This window comes from Ralstonia nicotianae, assembly GCF_018243235.1.
GTDB lineage: Bacteria > Pseudomonadota > Gammaproteobacteria > Burkholderiales > Burkholderiaceae > Ralstonia > Ralstonia nicotianae.
This window is the reverse complement of record NZ_CP046675.1, coordinates 161466-179372: the sequence shown is the minus strand read 5'-3', so window position 1 is coordinate 179372 and position 17907 is coordinate 161466. Positions and strand designations below refer to the sequence as shown.

The window sequence follows — 17907 nt, the reverse complement described above, 5'->3', positions numbered from 1 at the left end:
TCGCATGGCGTCGCGATGCGCGTGCCGCCATGCGTCTGCCGCTCCACGTCAGGTCACCGGCTGGACCACCTCCTCGGCGCGCAGGCCTTCCCACCAGGCCGCCACCTGCTGCACATACGGCGGCGTGAGGAGAGAAAAATGGTTGCCCGGGCCACGCCAGGCGACCAGGTCCGGCGCCCAGCCGCGCAGCTCGGAGACGGTCCGGCACTGCTCGCGCTCATTGGCCTCGCGGCTCAGCGCGGGATCGTCGGCAAGCACCAGGCGCACGGGCCCCGTGTAGAGGCGGCCGGGCCGATACTGCGTGCGCAGCGCAGCGCCAAAGGTGCGGATGGGGCCGCGCAGCATGCCGGGCTGGGAGCGCCGTGGGATCAGGCCCGCCCCGACCATGCCGGCATGGATCAGCCGCCATTGCTCGGCTTCGTCGGCCGCGTGCAGCCGCGCGGGATCGATGCCCAGTGATCTGCCCAACGCCAGCTCGACCGCCTCGACAAATTTCGCCAGCACCTGCGTCGCTGTATAGGTCCGGCCCAGCCAGCCCGCCTCGCTGCCGGGCGCCTCGCAGTCGAGCAGGGTCAGCGAGGCCACGGCGCGGCCCGCCGCCTGCAGCTGCAAGGCCATTTCCAGCGCGACCCAGCCGCCGAAGGAGTGTCCGATCAGGTGAATGCCGCGCGCCACCTGCCCGGCATCGAGCGCGCGCACGTAGGCGGCCGCGGCGGCCTCCACGGTGCCATGCGGCACCCGCCACCCGTCGACGCCGCGCGGCTGCATGCCGTACAGCGGCCGGGCCCCGCCGAGGGCTTCCGCCAAGTGCATGAAGCGGACCACGCCGTCGCCGGCGCCCGGTATGCACACGATGCTTTCCCGACGGTGCGAGCCGGCGTCGATCGTCAGCAGCGGCGTATAGTGCGCTTCCTGCAAGGCCGGCTGCGGTTGCCCGGCTGCGGCGTGCAGCGCTGCGCTCAGGGCCTCGCCCAGTGCCTGGGCATGTTCGAGCACCATGGACTGATGGGTGCCGGGCACGACGATACGCTGCAGTTGGGTGTCCGGCAGGATCGCATTCCAGCCCAGCCAGCGCTTGTGCGGTGGCGGTTCGTCGTCGCGCTGCTCGTGCGCCGCCACGAAGAGGTGCAGCTTGAGCGGCATCGGAAACACGGTGTAGTTGGCCTGGGCATCGCCGTGCGCGACGATGCGGTCGAGGACGTGCCAGAGGTCCGGTTCCGTGACGTCGGCCAGGTCGGGGGCGAGCAATGCTTGCGCGCGACAGCGTTCCAGCAGTGCGCTGAAATCCTCCACGCCGGCCAAACCGGCCAGCTTGGCCGATTCGGGGCCGCCCGGACTGCGCTGCTGCCAATACGCAAGGCACAGCTCCAGCAACTGCGCGTGATGCGGCCGGTTCTCCGCGGCCCACTTCGGCTTGCCGCCGCTGACCAGGGCCGGGTGCCGGGTGTCGAGCAGGCCCAGGAATTCGACCTCCTCATCTTCGCCGATCAGCTGGATGGCGATCTCGTAGGCCAGTACGCCGCCGAACGACCAGCCCGCCAGCCGGTACGGCCCGTGCGGCTGCACGGCACGCATGGCGGCTTTGAGGCGCTTGGCCAGCCCCTCGATGGTGCGCAGCTGCGGCTCGCCCCAGCCCACCGCGGGCAGGCCGTAGACCGGGATATCCGCGTCGATCCAGGCACCCAGTTGCGTGAAGTAGCCGTCCAGGCCGGTGATTTCATGCACCAGGAACAGCGGCCGCTGGCTGCCCGTGGTCCGCACCGGAACCGCCTGGTCCCGCGTCCGCATGCCGTCGCGCTCGGCCACCGCCGCCAGCGATGCGATATTGGGATGCTGGAGCAGCTGAGTGAGCGTGACCCGGCAATCCGCCTTCGCCAGCAGGCCGATCAGGCGAACCGCCTGCAGCGAGTTGCCGCCCAGCGCGAAGAAGTCGTCGTGCCGGCCGATCGTCTCGACGCCGAGCAGTGCCTGCCAGATCGAGGCCAGGCGGGTTTCGATGCCGCTGCGCGGCGCTTCGTAGCTGTGCTGCGCATAGGCGCCGGCCGTGGGCTGCGGCAGCGCATGGCGGTTCAGCTTGCCGCTGGAAGTCAACGGCATCCGCTCCAGGTACACATAGGCCGCGGGCACCATGTAGGCGGGCAAGGCCGCCTGCAGCTGGGCGCGCAGCGCCTGGGCAGGCAACGCGGCCGGACCGCTGTAGTAGGCGACCAGCCGCGGCTCTCCGACCCCGTCGTCGCGGATCAGCACCACCGCTTCGCGCACGCCCTCGCAGCCGGCCAGCCGTGCCTCGATCTCGCCGGGCTCGATGCGGAAGCCGCGCAGCTTCACCTGATGATCGTTGCGGCCCAGGTAGACGATGTTGCCGTCCGCCTGCCAGCAGCCCAGGTCGCCGGTCCTGTACATCCGCGCGCGGCCGTCGCCATGAAACGGATCGGCCACGAAACGCTCGGCGGTCAGCCCGGGGCGATGCAGGTAGCCGCGGGCCACGCAGGCGCCTCCCACATGAATTTCGCCCGGCACGCCGATGGGCACGGGCGCGCCGTACGCGTCGAGAATGTAGATCTGCGTATTGGCGATCGGACGGCCGATCACGGAGTGCGCCGGCACATGCTCGGGCCCGGCATAGCGGTAGAACGTGGCATCACCGTTGACCTCCGACGAGCCGTAGAAATTCAGCAACCGAACCTGCGGATACGCGGCGAGGCATTGCCGGGCCAGCTCGGGAGCCAGGCGCTCGCCGCTGCAGACCAGCGTGCGCAGTCCATCGAGGCGGGGTTCACCGCTTTGCAGCAGGTATTTCAGCAGCGACGGCACCACCACCAGATGGGACACGCCCGTCTGGCGCAACCGCCGTGCGAACACGGACAGATCCTTCACGGCCGCGTTGTCGAAGACAACCAGGGAGCCGCCCGCGAGCAGCGTGCCCAAGGTCTCGGTGACGGCATCCACAAAGCCGATGCTGGTCTTGAGCGCGGTGACCGGCGCCTCCGTCAGCACGTCGCGGAGGAACCACTGCAGGCGGTTGGCCAGGCCGGCGATCGTCGCCTCGACGCCCTTGGGCTGGCCGGTGGAGCCCGAGGTGTAGATCACGTAGGCCAGGTGGTGTGGCTTCAATGCCTCGACCTGCGGATCGTGTTCGGCCTCGCCTTCCAGTGGACTCGCCAGGTCCAGCACCGGCACCGACAGTGCCCCTAACTGCTCGCGTGTGTTTGACTGCGCTAGCACGGCCACCGGGGCGCTGTCCTCCAGCATGTAGGCCAGACGATCCTGCGGATATGACGGGTCCAGCGGGACATATCCTCCGCCTGCCTTCAGGATCCCCAGCAGCCCGACCACCAGTTCCACGCTTCGCTCCGCGCACAGACCCACCCGCGCATCCGGGCCGACGCCCAAGCCGATCAGCGCGTGCGCCACCCGGTTTGCCCGTGCGTTCAGTTCCGCGTAGCTCACCTGCCGGCCTTCGTGCTCCACCGCGATCGCTTCCGGCGTGCGGCGAACCTGGGCCTCGAACAGGCCTTGGATCGTCGAGGCCTGCGGGTACGGCGCCGCCGTCTCGTTCCACGAATCCAGCAGCTGCGCGCGCTCGTCCTTGTCCAGCAGACCAATCCGGCTCACCTGCTGGCTGTCGTTCTCCACCATCGCCGCCAGCAACCGCTGCAGGTAGCCCAGGTAGCGTTCGATGGTGGCCCGATCGAACAGCGCCGTCGCGTAATCCAGCGAGCCCGCGAGGCCTTCCGATGTTTCCCTCAGTTCCAGCGTCAGGTCGAACTTCGCCGCTGCCTGACCGGCGTCCACGCCCTCGATCGTCAGTCCCTCAAGCTCCAGGCTCAGCCCCACCGCCTCCGTGTTCAGCCACGACAGCGCTGCCTGGAACACCGGGCTGTGCGACAGGCTGCGCACTGGCCTCACCCGCTCCACCACCTGCTCGAATGGCAGGTCTTGGTGGGCCTGGGCTTCCAGCACCTTCGCCTTCACTCGGCCCAGCAGCTCCGATACCGTCGCGCCGCCGACTTCCACTCTCAGTGCCAGCGTGTTCACGAAGAAGCCGATCAGGTTCTCCACTTCGCTGCGCGTGCGGTTCGCTACCGGCGAGCCCACCACCACCTCTTCCTGGCCAGACAGGCGACTCAGCAGTGCCGACCAACCGGCCAGTACCGTCATGAACAGCGTTGTTCCGTGTCGCTGACTCAGCTTTCTCAGTCCTGCGCTGAGTGTCTCGTCGAATATCACTTCGACCGAGCCGCCCGCGTAGTCCTGCTGCGCCGGCCGTGCCCGATCGGTTGGAAGGCTCAGCAGGGTCGGTGCGCCGGCCAGTGCTTGTTCCCAGTACGTGCCCTGCCTTTGCAGTTCCGCACCCTCCAGCCAGCGTCGCTGCCAGACTGCGTAGTCCGCATATTGGATCGGCAACGCCGGCAGCGGGTCCTCACCGCCCGATCGATAGGCTTCGTACAGTGCGCCCAGCTCCCGCGCCAGCACGCCCTGCGACCAGCCGTCCGACACGATGTGGTGCATCGTGATCAGCAGCACGTGTTCCTGCTCGCCCAGCTTTACCAGGCGGCCTCGGATCAGTGGGCCTTGCTCCAAATCGAACGCAGCTCGCGCCTCCGCCTCGGCCAGCAAGCCGAGCTGGTGCTCTGATGCTTCCTCGGTGCTCAGGTCGACCCACTCCAGCGTCAGTCCGGCGTCTGCCGGTACGATGAACTGCACGGCCTGTCCTTCCTGCACTTCAAAGCGCGTGCGCAACGCTTCGTGCCGTGCCACGATCCGGTCCAGTGCGCGGCGCAATGCTTCCTCGTCCAGCTCGCCCTTCAGCCGAAGGCCTACCGGGATGTGATACGCCTCGCTGCCCCCTTCCATCTGCGCCAGGAACCACAACCGCTGCTGCGCGAACGATAGCGGCAGCGGCTCGCCGCGATCCGCCACCGTGATCGCCGGCAGTGCGGTGCCCTGTCCTCGCACGATCGCTTGTGCCACCGCGCTCAGGCTTGGCTGGGCGAACAGCTCCGTCAGCCCGAGCTCCGCGCCCAGTTGCGTGCGCACCTGGGCCACCAGCCGCACGGCTTGCAGCGAGTGACCGCCCAGCGCGAAGAAGTCGTCGTGGCGACCCACGCGCTCCACGCCCAACAGCGTTTGCCAGATGCCTGCCAGGGCGACTTCCACTTCCCCCTGCGGCGCTTCATAGGCTGTGCTCGCATACGCCTGGCCTTCTGGAGCCGGCAGCGCCTTGCGGTCCAGCTTGCCGTTCGGTGTCAGCGGCAAGCGCTCCAGCCTCACGTAGGCAGCCGGCACCATGTACTCCGGCAAGCTGGCCTGTAGCTGCTCGCGCAGCGTCTGGGCTTCGATTGCCTCGCCGCTTACGTAGTACGCCACCAGCCGCTGCTCGCCCGGCACGTCCTCGCGCATCGTCACCACGGCCTCGCTTACCCCTGCGCACTGCGACAGCCTCGCCTCGATCTCGCCCAGCTCGATCCGGAAGCCGCGCAGCTTGACCTGTGCATCCGCTCGGCCCTGGTACTCCAGACTGCCGTCCGGCAACCAGCGCCCAAGGTCTCCCGTCCTGTACATCCGCTCGCGGCCTTCGCCATGGAACGGGTTCACCACGAAGCGCTCCGCCGTCAGTTCCGGACGGTTCAGATAGCCTCGCGCAACGCCGGCGCCACCGATATAGATCTCACCGGTTACGCCCAACGGCACCGGCTGCCGATACGCGTCCAGAACGTAGATCTGCGTGTTTGCGATCGGCCGGCCGATATGGGCTTGGAAGCCTGTCTGCCGATCCATGCACACCCAGCTCGAATACGTAGTGGTTTCCGAAGGACCGTACAGGTTGTACAGCCGCCGCGCCTGTGTCTGCGCAAACAACCGCTCCACCAGTTCGCGCTTCAAGGCTTCGCCGGCCACGTTCACGACTTCGACGGCGGGGTCCAGACCGCTCGACTCGAGCAGGGCGCTCAGCGCCGAAGGCACCGTATTGATCAGTCTGACGTCATGCGTTCCATCGCCCAAGGCCAGCACATTGACCACGATGTCGATGCGTCCGCCCGTGGTCAGCGGCGCGAAGCATTCGAACACCGAGAGATCGAAGTTCAACGAAGTCGAGAACAAGGTCCTGGCCAGACTTGCAGGCGGGAAGGCACGTGCAGCCCAGGCCAGGAAATTCACCGTATTCCGGTGCTCGACCACCACACCCTTGGGGCGGCCGGTGGAGCCCGAGGTGTAGATCACGTAGGCCAGGTGGTGTGGCTCCAGGCCCGTCACCTGCGGATCGTGTTCGGCTTCCTCCAACGGTCCATCCAGGTCCAGCACTGGCACCGACAGTGCCCCCAACTGCTCGCGTGTGTTCGACTGCGCCAGCACGGCCACCGGGGCGCTGTCCTCCAGCATGTAGGCCAGACGATCCTGCGGATATGACGGGTCCAGCGGCACGTATCCTCCGCCTGCCTTCAAGATTCCCAGCAGCCCGATCACCAGCTCTACGCTTCGCTCCGCGCACAGACCCACTCGGGCATCCGGGCCTACGCCCAGACGCCTCAGCGCATGTGCCACACGGTTTGCCCGTGCGTTCAGTTCCGCGTAGCTCACCTGTTGGCCTTCGTGCACCACCGCGATCGCCTCTGGCGTGCGGCGAACCTGGGCCTCGAACAGGCCGTGGATCGTCGAGGCCTGCGGGTACGGCGCCGCCGTCTCGTTCAACGACTCGAGCAGCCGTACGCGCTCGTCCTCGTCCAGCAGCGCGATCCGGCTCACCTCCTGGCTATCGTCGGCGGCCATCGCCTTGAGCAACCGCTGCAGGTAGCCCAGGTAGCGTTCGATCGTTTCCCGATCGAACAGCGCCGTCGCATAGTCCAGCGAGCCGGTGAGGCCTTCCGATGTTTCCCGCAGTTCCAGCGTCAGGTCGAACTTGGCTGCGGCCTGACCGGCGTCCACGCCCTCGATCGTCAGACCCTCCAGTTCCAGACTCAGCCCGACCGCTTCCGTGTTCAGCCACGACAGCGCGGCCTGGAACACCGGGCTGTGCGACAGGCTGCGCACCGGCCTCACCCGCTCCACTACCTGCTCGAATGGCAGGTCCTGGTGGGCCTGGGCTTCCAGCACCTTCGCCTTCACTCGGCCCAGTAGTTCCGATACCGTCGCGCCGCTGACCTCCACCCTCAGTGCCAGCGTGTTCACGAAGAAGCCGATCAGCCCCTCGACCTCGCTGCGCGTGCGGTTCGCTACCGGCGAGCCTACTACCACCTCCTCCTGACCCGATAGCCGGCTCAGCAGGGCCGACCACCCGGCCAGCACCGTCATGAACAATGTCGTTCCGTGCCTCTGACTCAGCTTCCTCAGCCCTGCGCTGAGTGTGTCGTCGAATATCACTTCGACCGAGCCGCCGGCATAGTCCTGCTGCGCTGGCCGCGCCCGGTCGGTCGGCAGGCTCAGTAGCGTCGGGGCGCCGGCCAGTGCTTGTTCCCAGTACGTGCCCTGCCTTTGCAGTTCCCCGCCCTCCAGCCATCGGCGCTGCCAGACTGCGTAGTCCGCGTATTGGATCGGCAAAGCCGGCAGCGGATCAGCGTTGCCTGCACGGTAGGCCTCGTACAGCGTGCCCAACTCCCTTGCCAGCACGCCCTGCGACCACCCGTCCGACACGATGTGGTGCATCGTGATCAGCAGCACGTGTTCCTGCTCGCCCAGCTTCACCAGGCGGCCTCGGATCAGTGGGCCTTGCTCCAGGTCGAACGGGGCTCGCGCCTCCGCCTCGACCAGCAAGCCGAGCTGGTGCTCTGAGGCTTCCTCGGCGCTCAGGTCGACCCACTCCAGCGTCAGTCCGGCGTCTGCCGGTACGATGAACTGCACGGCCTGTCCTTCCTGCACTTCAAAGCGCGTGCGCAACGCTTCATGTCGCGCCACGATCCGGTCCAACGAGCGGCGCAATGCATCCTCATCCAGCTCACCCTTCAGCCTAAGGCCTACCGGGATGTGATACGCCTCGCTGCCCCCTTCCATCTGCGCCAGGAACCACAACCGCTGCTGCGCGAACGATAGCGGCAGCGCTTCGCCGCGATCCGCCACCGTGATCGCCGGCAGTGCGCGGCCCCGTCCTCGCACGATCGCTTGTGCCACCGCGCTCAGGCTTGGCTGGGCGAACAGCTCCGTCAGCCCCAGCTCCGCGCCCAGTTGCGTGCGCACCTGCGCCACCAGCCGCACGGCTTGTAGTGAGTGGCCGCCCAGCGCGAAGAAGTCGTCGTGGCGACCCACACGCTCCACGGCCAGCAGCGTTTGCCAGATGCCCGCGAGCGTCTGCTCCACCTCGCCCTGCGGGGCCTCGTAGGCTGTGCTCGCGTAGGCCTGGCCCTCCGGGGCCGGCAGCCCCTTGCGATCCAGCTTGCCGTTGGGCGTGAGTGGCAGGTGCTCCAGCCTCACGTAGGCGGCCGGCACCATGTACTCCGGCAAGCGGCTCTGCAGTTGCTCGCGCAGCGTCTGCGCTTCGATTGCCTCGCCGCTTACGTAGTACGCCACCAGCCGCTGCTCACCCGGTGCATCCTCGCGCACCGTCACCACCGCCTCGCTGACCCCCGCACACTGCGACAGCCTCGCCTCGATCTCGCCCAGCTCGATCCGGAAGCCGCGCAGCTTGACCTGGGCATCCGCTCGGCCCTGGTACTCCAGGCTGCCGTCCGGCAACCAGCGGCCCAGGTCCCCCGTCCTGTACATCCGCTCGCGGCCTTCGCTGTGGAACGGGTTCTCCACGAAGCGCTCTGCCGTCAGCTCCGGACGGTTCAGATAGCCGCGTGCGACGCCGACGCCGCCGATATAGATCTCACCGGTCACCCCCAACGGCACCGGCTGCTGATGCCCATCCAGAACGTAGATCTGCGTGTTCGCGATCGGCCGGCCGATCGGTACGACGCCCTGCCCTGCATCCGTTGCATCCACCTCCCTCGCCGACGACCAGATCGTCGTCTCCGTCGGTCCGTACACGTTCCACAGCCGGCCCACTCGCGCCCTCAGCCGGCCCGCCAACTCACCCGGCAGCGCTTCGCCTCCGCACAGCGCCTTCAGCCCAGGCCGGCCTGACCAGCCCGACTCCAGCAGCAACCGCCACGTCGACGGCGTCGCCTGCATCACCGTCGCGCCGCTGCCCTCCAGCGCCGCCGACAGCGACTGCGCGTTGCGGCTCGCCTCCCGGTCCAGCACGACCACCACCGCGCCGCTGATCAGTGGCAGATACAGCTCCAGCCCCGCGATGTCGAAGCCCAGCGTCGTCACCGCCAGCCAGCGGTCCGCCTCCGTCATCGCCAGCAGGCCTCGCATCGACTCCAGCAGGTTCACCACCTGCCGGTGTTCCACCGTCACACCCTTCGGCCGCCCCGTCGAGCCCGAGGTGTAGATCACGTACGCCGCGTGATGCGACGACAGCCCCGCCACCTCCGGCCGATGCGATGACTCGGCCTGCCAGCCTCCATCGTCCAGGTCGACCACCGCCACCGGCCGATCGCCCAGACGATCCCGCGTGCCCGACTGCGCCACTACCGCCACCGGCGCGCTGTCCTCCAGCATGTACGCCAGCCGATCCCGCGGATACGACGGGTCCAGCGGCACGTAGCTCCCGCCCGCCTTCAGGATCCCCAGCACGCCGATCACCATCGGCAGCCCGCGCTCCACGCACAGCCCCACCCGCGCATCCGGGACCACACCCCGCGCGATCAGCCGATGCGCCAGGCGGTTTGCCTGGCGGTCCAGCTCCCGGTAGCTCAGCTTCGATGCGCCGTGCTCCACCGCGATCGCGTCCGGCGTGCGGGCCGCCTGGGCCTCCACCAGGCCGGGCAGCGTCGATGCGCTCGCGTACGCCGCCTGCGTCCGGTTCCATCCATCGATCTGCTGATGGCGTTCCGCTTCGGGCAGCACAGTCAAGCTGCGCAGCGATTCGCGCCCGCCGCGCTCAAGGGCCGCGACCAGACTGGCGAGCGCAGTCTCCAGATACCCGACGATCCGCTCGGCATCCATGCCCGGCACGCTTTGCACGATGAGCCCGAAGTCTTCTCCGAGATCGTCCACGACGGCTGTCAGCGGATAGTTGGTGCGCTCGTCCATGCCCAGGACATCGATGCCCGTCCATGCCGCGGACACCTGGCCGGCGGGTTCGGGCTGCGGCATGTTCTGGCGATAGTTCAGCAGCGCGCCGAACAAGGGCTGCGGCGCCGCCACGCCGCTACAGCGCTGGGCCTCGGCCAGCGGCGCATACTCGTGGCCCATCAGCGCGGCCAGCCGGACGTGCGTGTCCCTGGCGCCGGCGGACACCATCCGGTCGTCCAGCAGCACGCGCAGCGGCAGCGTATTGATGAACATGCCCACCGTGTGCTCGGCACCGCGACCGCCTTGCGAACGGCCCATCAGCACCGTACCGAACACCACGTCGTCGCGGCCGCTCGTCGCGCTCACGACCCGGGCCCAGGCCAGGTGATGCAGGCTGGCCGCACTCACCTTCAGCAGCCGTGCCTGCTGCCGCAGCCGGCGGCTGAGGGGGCCGCTCAACCGGCGTGTCGCCTGCCCGATGGCGAGGTCATCTCCGCGAGCATCCTGCAGGCCGAACGGGAGGGTCGGCTCCACCACATCGGCCAGCATCTCGCGGAAAAACGCTTCGTGCGCGTTGCCGGCGATGGCCTGCCGGGTGCGCGCCACGTAGTTTCGGAAGGGGATTGCGCGGGGCAAGTGCCGAGCCTCGTTCGCCAGACAGGCTTCGAGCTCGGTGTGCAGCCATTTCATCGAGGTGGCATCGTCGATCATGTGGTGGAACACCAGCATGGCGACCCAGCCCCCCCTGGCCGCGTCTTCCGCGAAGACCAGCCGCATCAGCGGCGCCTGCCGAAGGTCGAGGCCGTGGAGTCCCTGGTCGAAGCGCTGCTTCAGCTGCGTTGCGATGTCGCCGTCGGCAGCATCGAGCCGCATCTGCTGGCGTTCCAGCGCGGCTTGTCGCCAGACCACTTGCATCGGCTCGTCCAGGCCGTCCCAGATCACGGCCGTTCGCAGGATGGTGTGCCTCACGATCAGGCTTTGCAGACCTTGCGCGAACGCCTCCAGGCGCGCGCGGCTGTCCATGCGGAACATGGCGAAAAGCAGGTAAGGATCGCGCTGCTTTGCCATCAGATGGTGGTAGAGGATGCCTTCCTGCAACGGTGCCAACGGATAGATATCCTCGATGTTGGCTGCGCCGCCGGGCACCTGGGCCGCCATGCGGTCGATCGCCGCCTGGCTCAGCGATGCCAGCGGCAGCATCGACGGCGTAATCCGGGCGCAGCCCGATGCGATGCGGTTCGCAGGAATGTCGACTGCGTCGGCGACGGTGATCGATGCGGAAAAGCCGGCCAAGGTCGGCTGCAAAAACAGACGGCTGACGTCCGCGCGCCATCCGGCTTGTTCGACCAGGGACATGAGGCGCACGGCTTGTAGCGAGTGGCCGCCCAGCGCGAAGAAGTCGTCGTGACGCCCCACACGCTCCACGCCCAGCAGCGTTTGCCAGATGCCTGCGAGCATCTGCTCCACCTCGCCCTGCGGCGCTTCGTAGGCCGTGCTCGCATACGCTTGGCCGTCTGGGGCCGGCAAGCCCTTGCGATCCAGCTTGCCGTTCGGCGTCAGCGGCAGGTGCTCCAGCCTCACGTAGGCAGCCGGCACCATGTATTCCGGCAAGCTGGCCTGTAGCTGCTCGCGCAGCGTCTGGGCTTCGATTGCCTCGCCGCTTACGTAGTACGCCACCAGCCGCTGCTCGCCCGGTGCATCCTCGCGCACCGTCACCACCGCCTCGCTTACCCCCGCACACTGCAACAGCCTCGCCTCGATCTCGCCCAGCTCGATCCGGAAGCCGCGCAGCTTGACCTGTGCATCCGCTCGGCCCTGGTACTCCAGACTGCCGTCCGGCAACCAGCGCCCAAGGTCTCCCGTCCTGTACATCCGCTCGCGGCCTTCGCCATGGAACGGGTTCACCACGAAGCGCTCCGCCGTCAGTTCCGGACGGTTCAGATAGCCGCGTGCCACACCAGCGCCGCCGATATAGATCTCACCGGTCACCCCCAACGGCACCGGCTGCTGATGCCCATCCAGAACGTACATCCGCGTGTTCGCAATCGGCCGGCCGATCGGTACGATGCCCGGATGGATCTCTGCGTTGCATCGCCAGGCGGTGACATCGATGGCCGCCTCGGTCGGGCCGTACAGGTTATGCAGTTCCGAGTGCGGGAAGCGCGCCAGGCTGCGCTGCTGCAACGCATGCGGCAAGGCCTCGCCGCTGCACAGCATGCGGCGCAAGCCTTGGCAGCGCCCGGCCTCCACCTGGTCCAGGAACAGTTGCAGCATCGATGGCACGAAGTGCAACGTGGTGATCCCCGCCTGCTCGATCGTCGCGGCCAGATAGGCCGGGTCTTTATGGCCTTCCGGCCGAGCCATCACCAGACGGGCGCCTGCCAGCAGAGGCCAGAACAGTTCCCAGACCGACACATCGAAGCCGAAAGGGGTCTTCTGCAATACCCGGTCGCTGGCATCCAGACGGTAGGTCTGCTGCGCCCACCACAACCGGTTGACGACGCCACGGTGCTCGTTCATCACGCCCTTGGGGCGGCCGGTGGAGCCCGAGGTGTAGATCACGTAGGCCAGGTGGTGTGGCTTCAATGCCTCGACCTGCGGATCGTGCTCGGCTTCCTCCTGCGGTCCATCCAGGTCCAGCACTGGCACCGACAGCATGCCCAATTGCTCCCGCACCAGCCCCTGCGTCAGCACTGCCACCGGGGCGCTGTCCTCCAGCATGTAGGTCAGACGATCCTGCGGATATGACGGGTCCAGCGGGACATATCCTCCGCCCGCCTTCAGGATCCCCAGCAGCCCGACCACCAGCTCTACGCTTCGCTCCACGCACAGGCCCACCCGCGCATCCTGGCCTACGCCCAAGCCGATCAGCGCGTGTGCCACGCGGTTTGCCCGCGCGTTCAACTCCGCGTAGCTCACCTGTTGGCCTTCGTGCTCCACCGCGATCGCCTCTGGCGTGCGGCGAACCTGGGCCTCGAACAGGCCGTGGATCGTCGAGGCCTGCGGGTACGGCGCCGCCGTCTCGTTCCACGACTCGAGCAGCCGTACGCGCTCGTCCTCGTCCAGCAGACCGATCCGGCTCACCTGCTGGCTGTCGTTCTCCACCATCGCCGCCAGCAACCGCTGCAGGTAGCCCAGGTAGCGTTCGATCGTTTCCCGATCGAACAGCGCCGTCGCGTAATCCAGCGAGCCCGCGAGGCCTTCCGATGTTTCCCTCAGTTCCAGCGTCAGGTCGAACTTGGCTGCGGCCTGACCGGCATCCACGCCCTCGATCGTCAGTCCCTCAAGCTCCAGGCTCAGCCCGACCGCTTCCGTGTTCAGCCACGACAGTGCGGCCTGGAACACCGGGCTGTGCGACAGGCTACGTACTGGCCTGACTCGCTCCACCACCTGCTCGAATGGCAGGTCTTGGTGGGCCTGGGCTTCCAGCACCTTTGCCTTCACGCGGCCCAGCAGTTCCGATACCGTCGTGCCGCCGACCTCCACCCTCAGTGCCAGCGTGTTCACGAAGAAGCCGATCAGGCCCTCCACTTCGCTGCGCGTGCGGTTGGCTACCGGCGAGCCCACCACCACCTCTTCCTGGCCCGATAGCCGGCTCAGCAGGGCCGACCAACCGGCCAGTACCGTCATGAACAGCGTTGTTCCGTGTCGCTGACTCAGCTTTCTCAGTCCTGCGCTGAGTGTCTCGTCGAATATCACTTCGACCGAGCCGCCTGCGTAGTCCTGCTGTGCCGGCCGTGCCCGATCGGTCGGCAGGCTCAGCAGCGTTGGGGCGCCGGCCAGTGCTTGTTCCCAGTACGTGCCCTGCCTTCGCAGTTCCCCGCCCTCCAGCCAGCGGCGCTGCCAGACTGCGTAGTCCGCGTACTGGATCGGCAAGGCCGGCAGCGGGTCCTCACCGCCCGATCGATAGGCCTCGTACAACGTGCCCAACTCCCTTGCCAACACGCCCTGCGACCAGCCATCCGACACGATGTGGTGCATCGTGATCAGCAGCACGTGTTCCTGCTCGCCCAGCTTTACCAGGCGGCCTCGGATCAGTGGGCCTTGCTCCAAATCGAACGGAGTTCGCGCCTCCGCCTCGGCCTGCAAGCCAAGCTGGTGCTCTGATGCTTCCTCGGTGCTCAGGTCGACCCACTCCAGCGTCAGCCCGACGTCTGCCGGTACGATGCGCTGCACGGCCTGTCCTTCCTGCACTTCGAAGCGCGTGCGCAACGCTTCGTGCCGTGCCACGATCCGGTCCAACGAGCGGCGCAATGCTTCCTCGTCCAGCTCGCCCTTCAGCCTCAGCCCCACCGGGATGTGATACGCCTCGCTGCCCCCCTCCATCTGCGCCAGGAACCACAATCGCTGCTGCGCGAACGACAGCGGCAGCGGTCCACTGCGATCGGCCACCGTGATCGCCGGCAGTGCGCGGCCCCGTCCTCGCACGATCGCTTGTGCCACCGCGCTCAGGCTTGGCTGGGCGAACAGTTCCGTCAGCCCCAGCTCCGCGCCCAGCTGCGTGCGCACCTGCGCCACCAGCCGCACGGCCTGTAGCGAGTGACCGCCCAGCGCGAAGAAGTCGTCGTGGCGACCCACGCGCTCCACACCCAGCAGCGTTTGCCAGATCCCCACGAGCGTCTGTTCCACCTCGCCTTGCGGGGCCTCGTAGGCCTTGCTCGCATACGCTTGGCCCTCCGGGGCCGGCAAGCCCCTGCGGTCCAGCTTGCCGTTCGGTGTCAGCGGCAGGCGCTCCAGCTTCACATAGGCGGCCGGCACCATGTATTCCGGCAGGCTGGCCTGTAGCTGCTCGCGCAGCGCTTGCGCTTCGATTGCCTCGCCACTTACATTTGCCTCGCCGCTCACGTAGTACGCTACCAGCCGCCGCTCGCCCGGCGTGTCCTCGCGCACTATCACCACGGCCTCGCTGACCCCCGCACACTGCGACAGACTCGCCTCGATCTCGCCCAGCTCGATCCGGAAGCCGCGCAGCTTGACCTGGGCATCCGCCCGGCCCTGGTACTCCAGGCTGCCGTCCGGCAACCAGCGCCCAAGGTCCCCCGTCTTGTACATCCGCTCACGGCCTTCGCCATGGAACGGGTTCACCACGAAGCGCTCCGCCGTCAGCTCCGGACGGTTCAGATAGCCGAGTCCCACACCGGCACCGCCGACATAAATCTCACCGGTGACCCCCAGCGGCACCGGCTGTTGATACGCGTCCAGAACATAGATCTGCGTGTTCGCAATCGGACGGCCGATCGGGATGCCCCGGCCGGCGGCGACGGACTGGATCAGGTGCGTCGTCGCAAACGTGGTCGTTTCCGTGGGGCCGTAGCCGTTGAGCAGATGCTGCGGTGCCCCTTCGCGAAGCACCATCGCGATGGTCGCGGGATCCAGCACGTCGCCGCCCACCATCAGATACCGCAACTGCGGGAACACCCCGATCAGCGACGGTGCGTACTGGTGGAACTGACCGGCGGTCATCCACAGGACGCTGACTTGACCGCGACGCAGCGCCTGGGCGAAGCGCTCGGGCGCCAGCACCGTCGGCTGATCGATGATCACGACGCGCCCGCCGTTGAGCAGCGGTACCCATACGTCCAGCGTGCTGGCGTCGAAGGCAGGATTCGAGGCGAACGCCATGCGATCGTCCGCGCAGAACGCCGCGTAACCGTTGTTCAGCACCAGCCGGCTGATCGCCCTGTGCGGTACCACGACACCCTTGGGAAGACCGGTGGAGCCCGAGGTATACAGCACGTAGGCCGCCGCCTCGCCGCCCGGCACCGGCGGCAGATCGGCATCGACGGCACTGTTGCCTGCGGCGCCATCGACATCGAGCCGACGCAGGCCAGCCAGCACGGGGACATCCAGCCCGCTTGCGGTCAGCAGCAGAGCGGCCTCGACGTCCTCCAGCAGGAAGCGCAGACGCGCCTGAGGCGCATTGCAGTCCAGCGGCACATAGACGGCACCACATTTGAGGATGGCCAGTTCACTCGCGACCAGTTCGATGGAGCGCTCGAGCAGGATCGCCACCCGGTCACCGGGCTTCACGCCCGCTTCGCGCAGGCGCCAGGCCAGCCGGTTGGCGAGCGCATTCAATGCGCGGTAGCTCAGTTGCCGCTCGCCCTGTTCGATGGCGATGGCCTCGGGCGCGCGGACAACCTGCGCCTCAAACAGGCCCGACAACGATGCCTGCCGGGCAGAGTCGGCCGCCGTCTCGTTCCATCGCGCCAGGAGCAGCTGACGCTCGGCTACCGGCAAGACGGTCAGGCTGTGCAACGGCTCCCGGCCGCCGCGTTCCAGCGCTTCGGTCAGGCTGACCAATGCCATCTCCAGATACCCGGCGATCCGTTCCGGATCGATGCCCGCCGCGCTCTGCACGTTCAACTCGAAGCCGTCGCCCAGGTCGTCCACCGAGACCGTCAGCGGATAGTTGGTGCGCTCCTTCATTTCCAGCACGTCGATGCCGGACCAGGTAGGCGCGGTCGCTGCCGACGCAGCGGGCGCCGCGCTATGGCGATAGTTCAACAACGCGCTGAACAGGGGCTGCGGCGCCGCCACGCCACTGCAGCGCTGTGCCAGCGCCAGCGGCGCGTGTTCGTGGCCCAGCAGCGCGCTCAGTCGCGCGTGCACGGCCCTGGTGCCGGCCAGTACGTCTTGCCCGTGCACCGCCACCCGCAGCGGCAGCGTATTGATGAACAGGCCCAGGGCGCGTTCGGCACTGCGCCCGCCCTGCAGCCGGCCCAGCAGCACCGTGCCGAACACCACGTCGTCCCGGCCGCTCAGCACCGCCACGACCCGGGCCCAGGCCAGGTGGTGCAGGCTCGCCGCGCTGACGCCCGCTTGCCGTGCCTGATGCCGCAGACGCGCGCTCAGCGCGGCGTCCAGACGCAAGGTGGCTTCCTCGATGGCGCCACCGTCGCCCTGCACATCCTGCAGCCCGAAGGGCAAGGTGGGCGCGTCCACATCGCCCAGCATCTCGCGGAAAAAGGCCTCGTGCGCGGCCTGGCTGACGCGCTGCTTCGCCTGGGCCACGTAGTCGCGGTAGGGCACCACGGCAGGCAGCCACGCGGCCTGCCCCGACAGGTGGGCCTGCATTTCCTGTCGCACCCGCTCCAATGCCAGGTGGTCCAACACCAGGTGGTGGAACAGCAGCATCGCCACGCAGCGGCCCGTCGCCGCGTCCGCGGCATAGACCAGTTTCACCAGCGGCGCCTGGCCGATCGCCAGCAGCGGGCGGCGGCGGGGGTCGAACATCGACCGAAGCTGTCCGGCCGGATCGGCACCGGGCTCCAGCGCGACCTCCTCCACGACCAGCCCGGCGTGCCGCCAAACCACCTGCATCGGCTCGTCCAAGCCCTGCCACACCACGGCCGTGCGCAGGATCGGGTGCCGATCGATCACCGCCTGCAGGGCCTGCGCGAAGGCGTTGACGCGCTCGCGGTCCGCCATGCCGAACATCGCGTGCAGGACATAGGGATCCCCCTGCTGCGCGGCCAGGTGGTGATAGAGAATCCCCTCCTGCAGCGGCGCCAGCGGATAGATGTCCTCGATATTGGCGGCGCCGCCCGGCACCTGCGACACGATGCGGTCGATCGCTTCCTGGCTCAGCGTCGCCAACGGCAGCATGGCGGGCGTGATCCGTTCGCAGCCCGCCTCGATGCCCGGCGGCGCAAGCGCTTCGTCCGCCTGCGTGCCAATGCCGGCGCCGCTCTGGATCAGCTCGATCAGCGCCGTCTTGTGCTCGCGCAGCGACGCCGCCACGGCGGGATCGCTGAGCGACTGCCGGTTGCCGCGCACGACCAGGCTGCCGTCCTTGACCGAGAACTGCACACCCTCTTTTTTCAGCCTAGCAAACAGTTCCATTGG

General features: G+C 68.0%; 1 protein-coding gene. It reads right to left on the bottom strand.

The window, feature by feature from the left end; all coding sequences use genetic code 11:
* Nucleotides 1–48: 48 nt before the first annotated feature.
* Entirely contained in the window at nt 49–17904 is a 17856-nt protein-coding gene (locus tag GO999_RS17265) for a non-ribosomal peptide synthetase (protein WP_249215104.1), read from the bottom strand.
* Between the last annotated feature and the right edge of the window lie 3 nt (nt 17905–17907).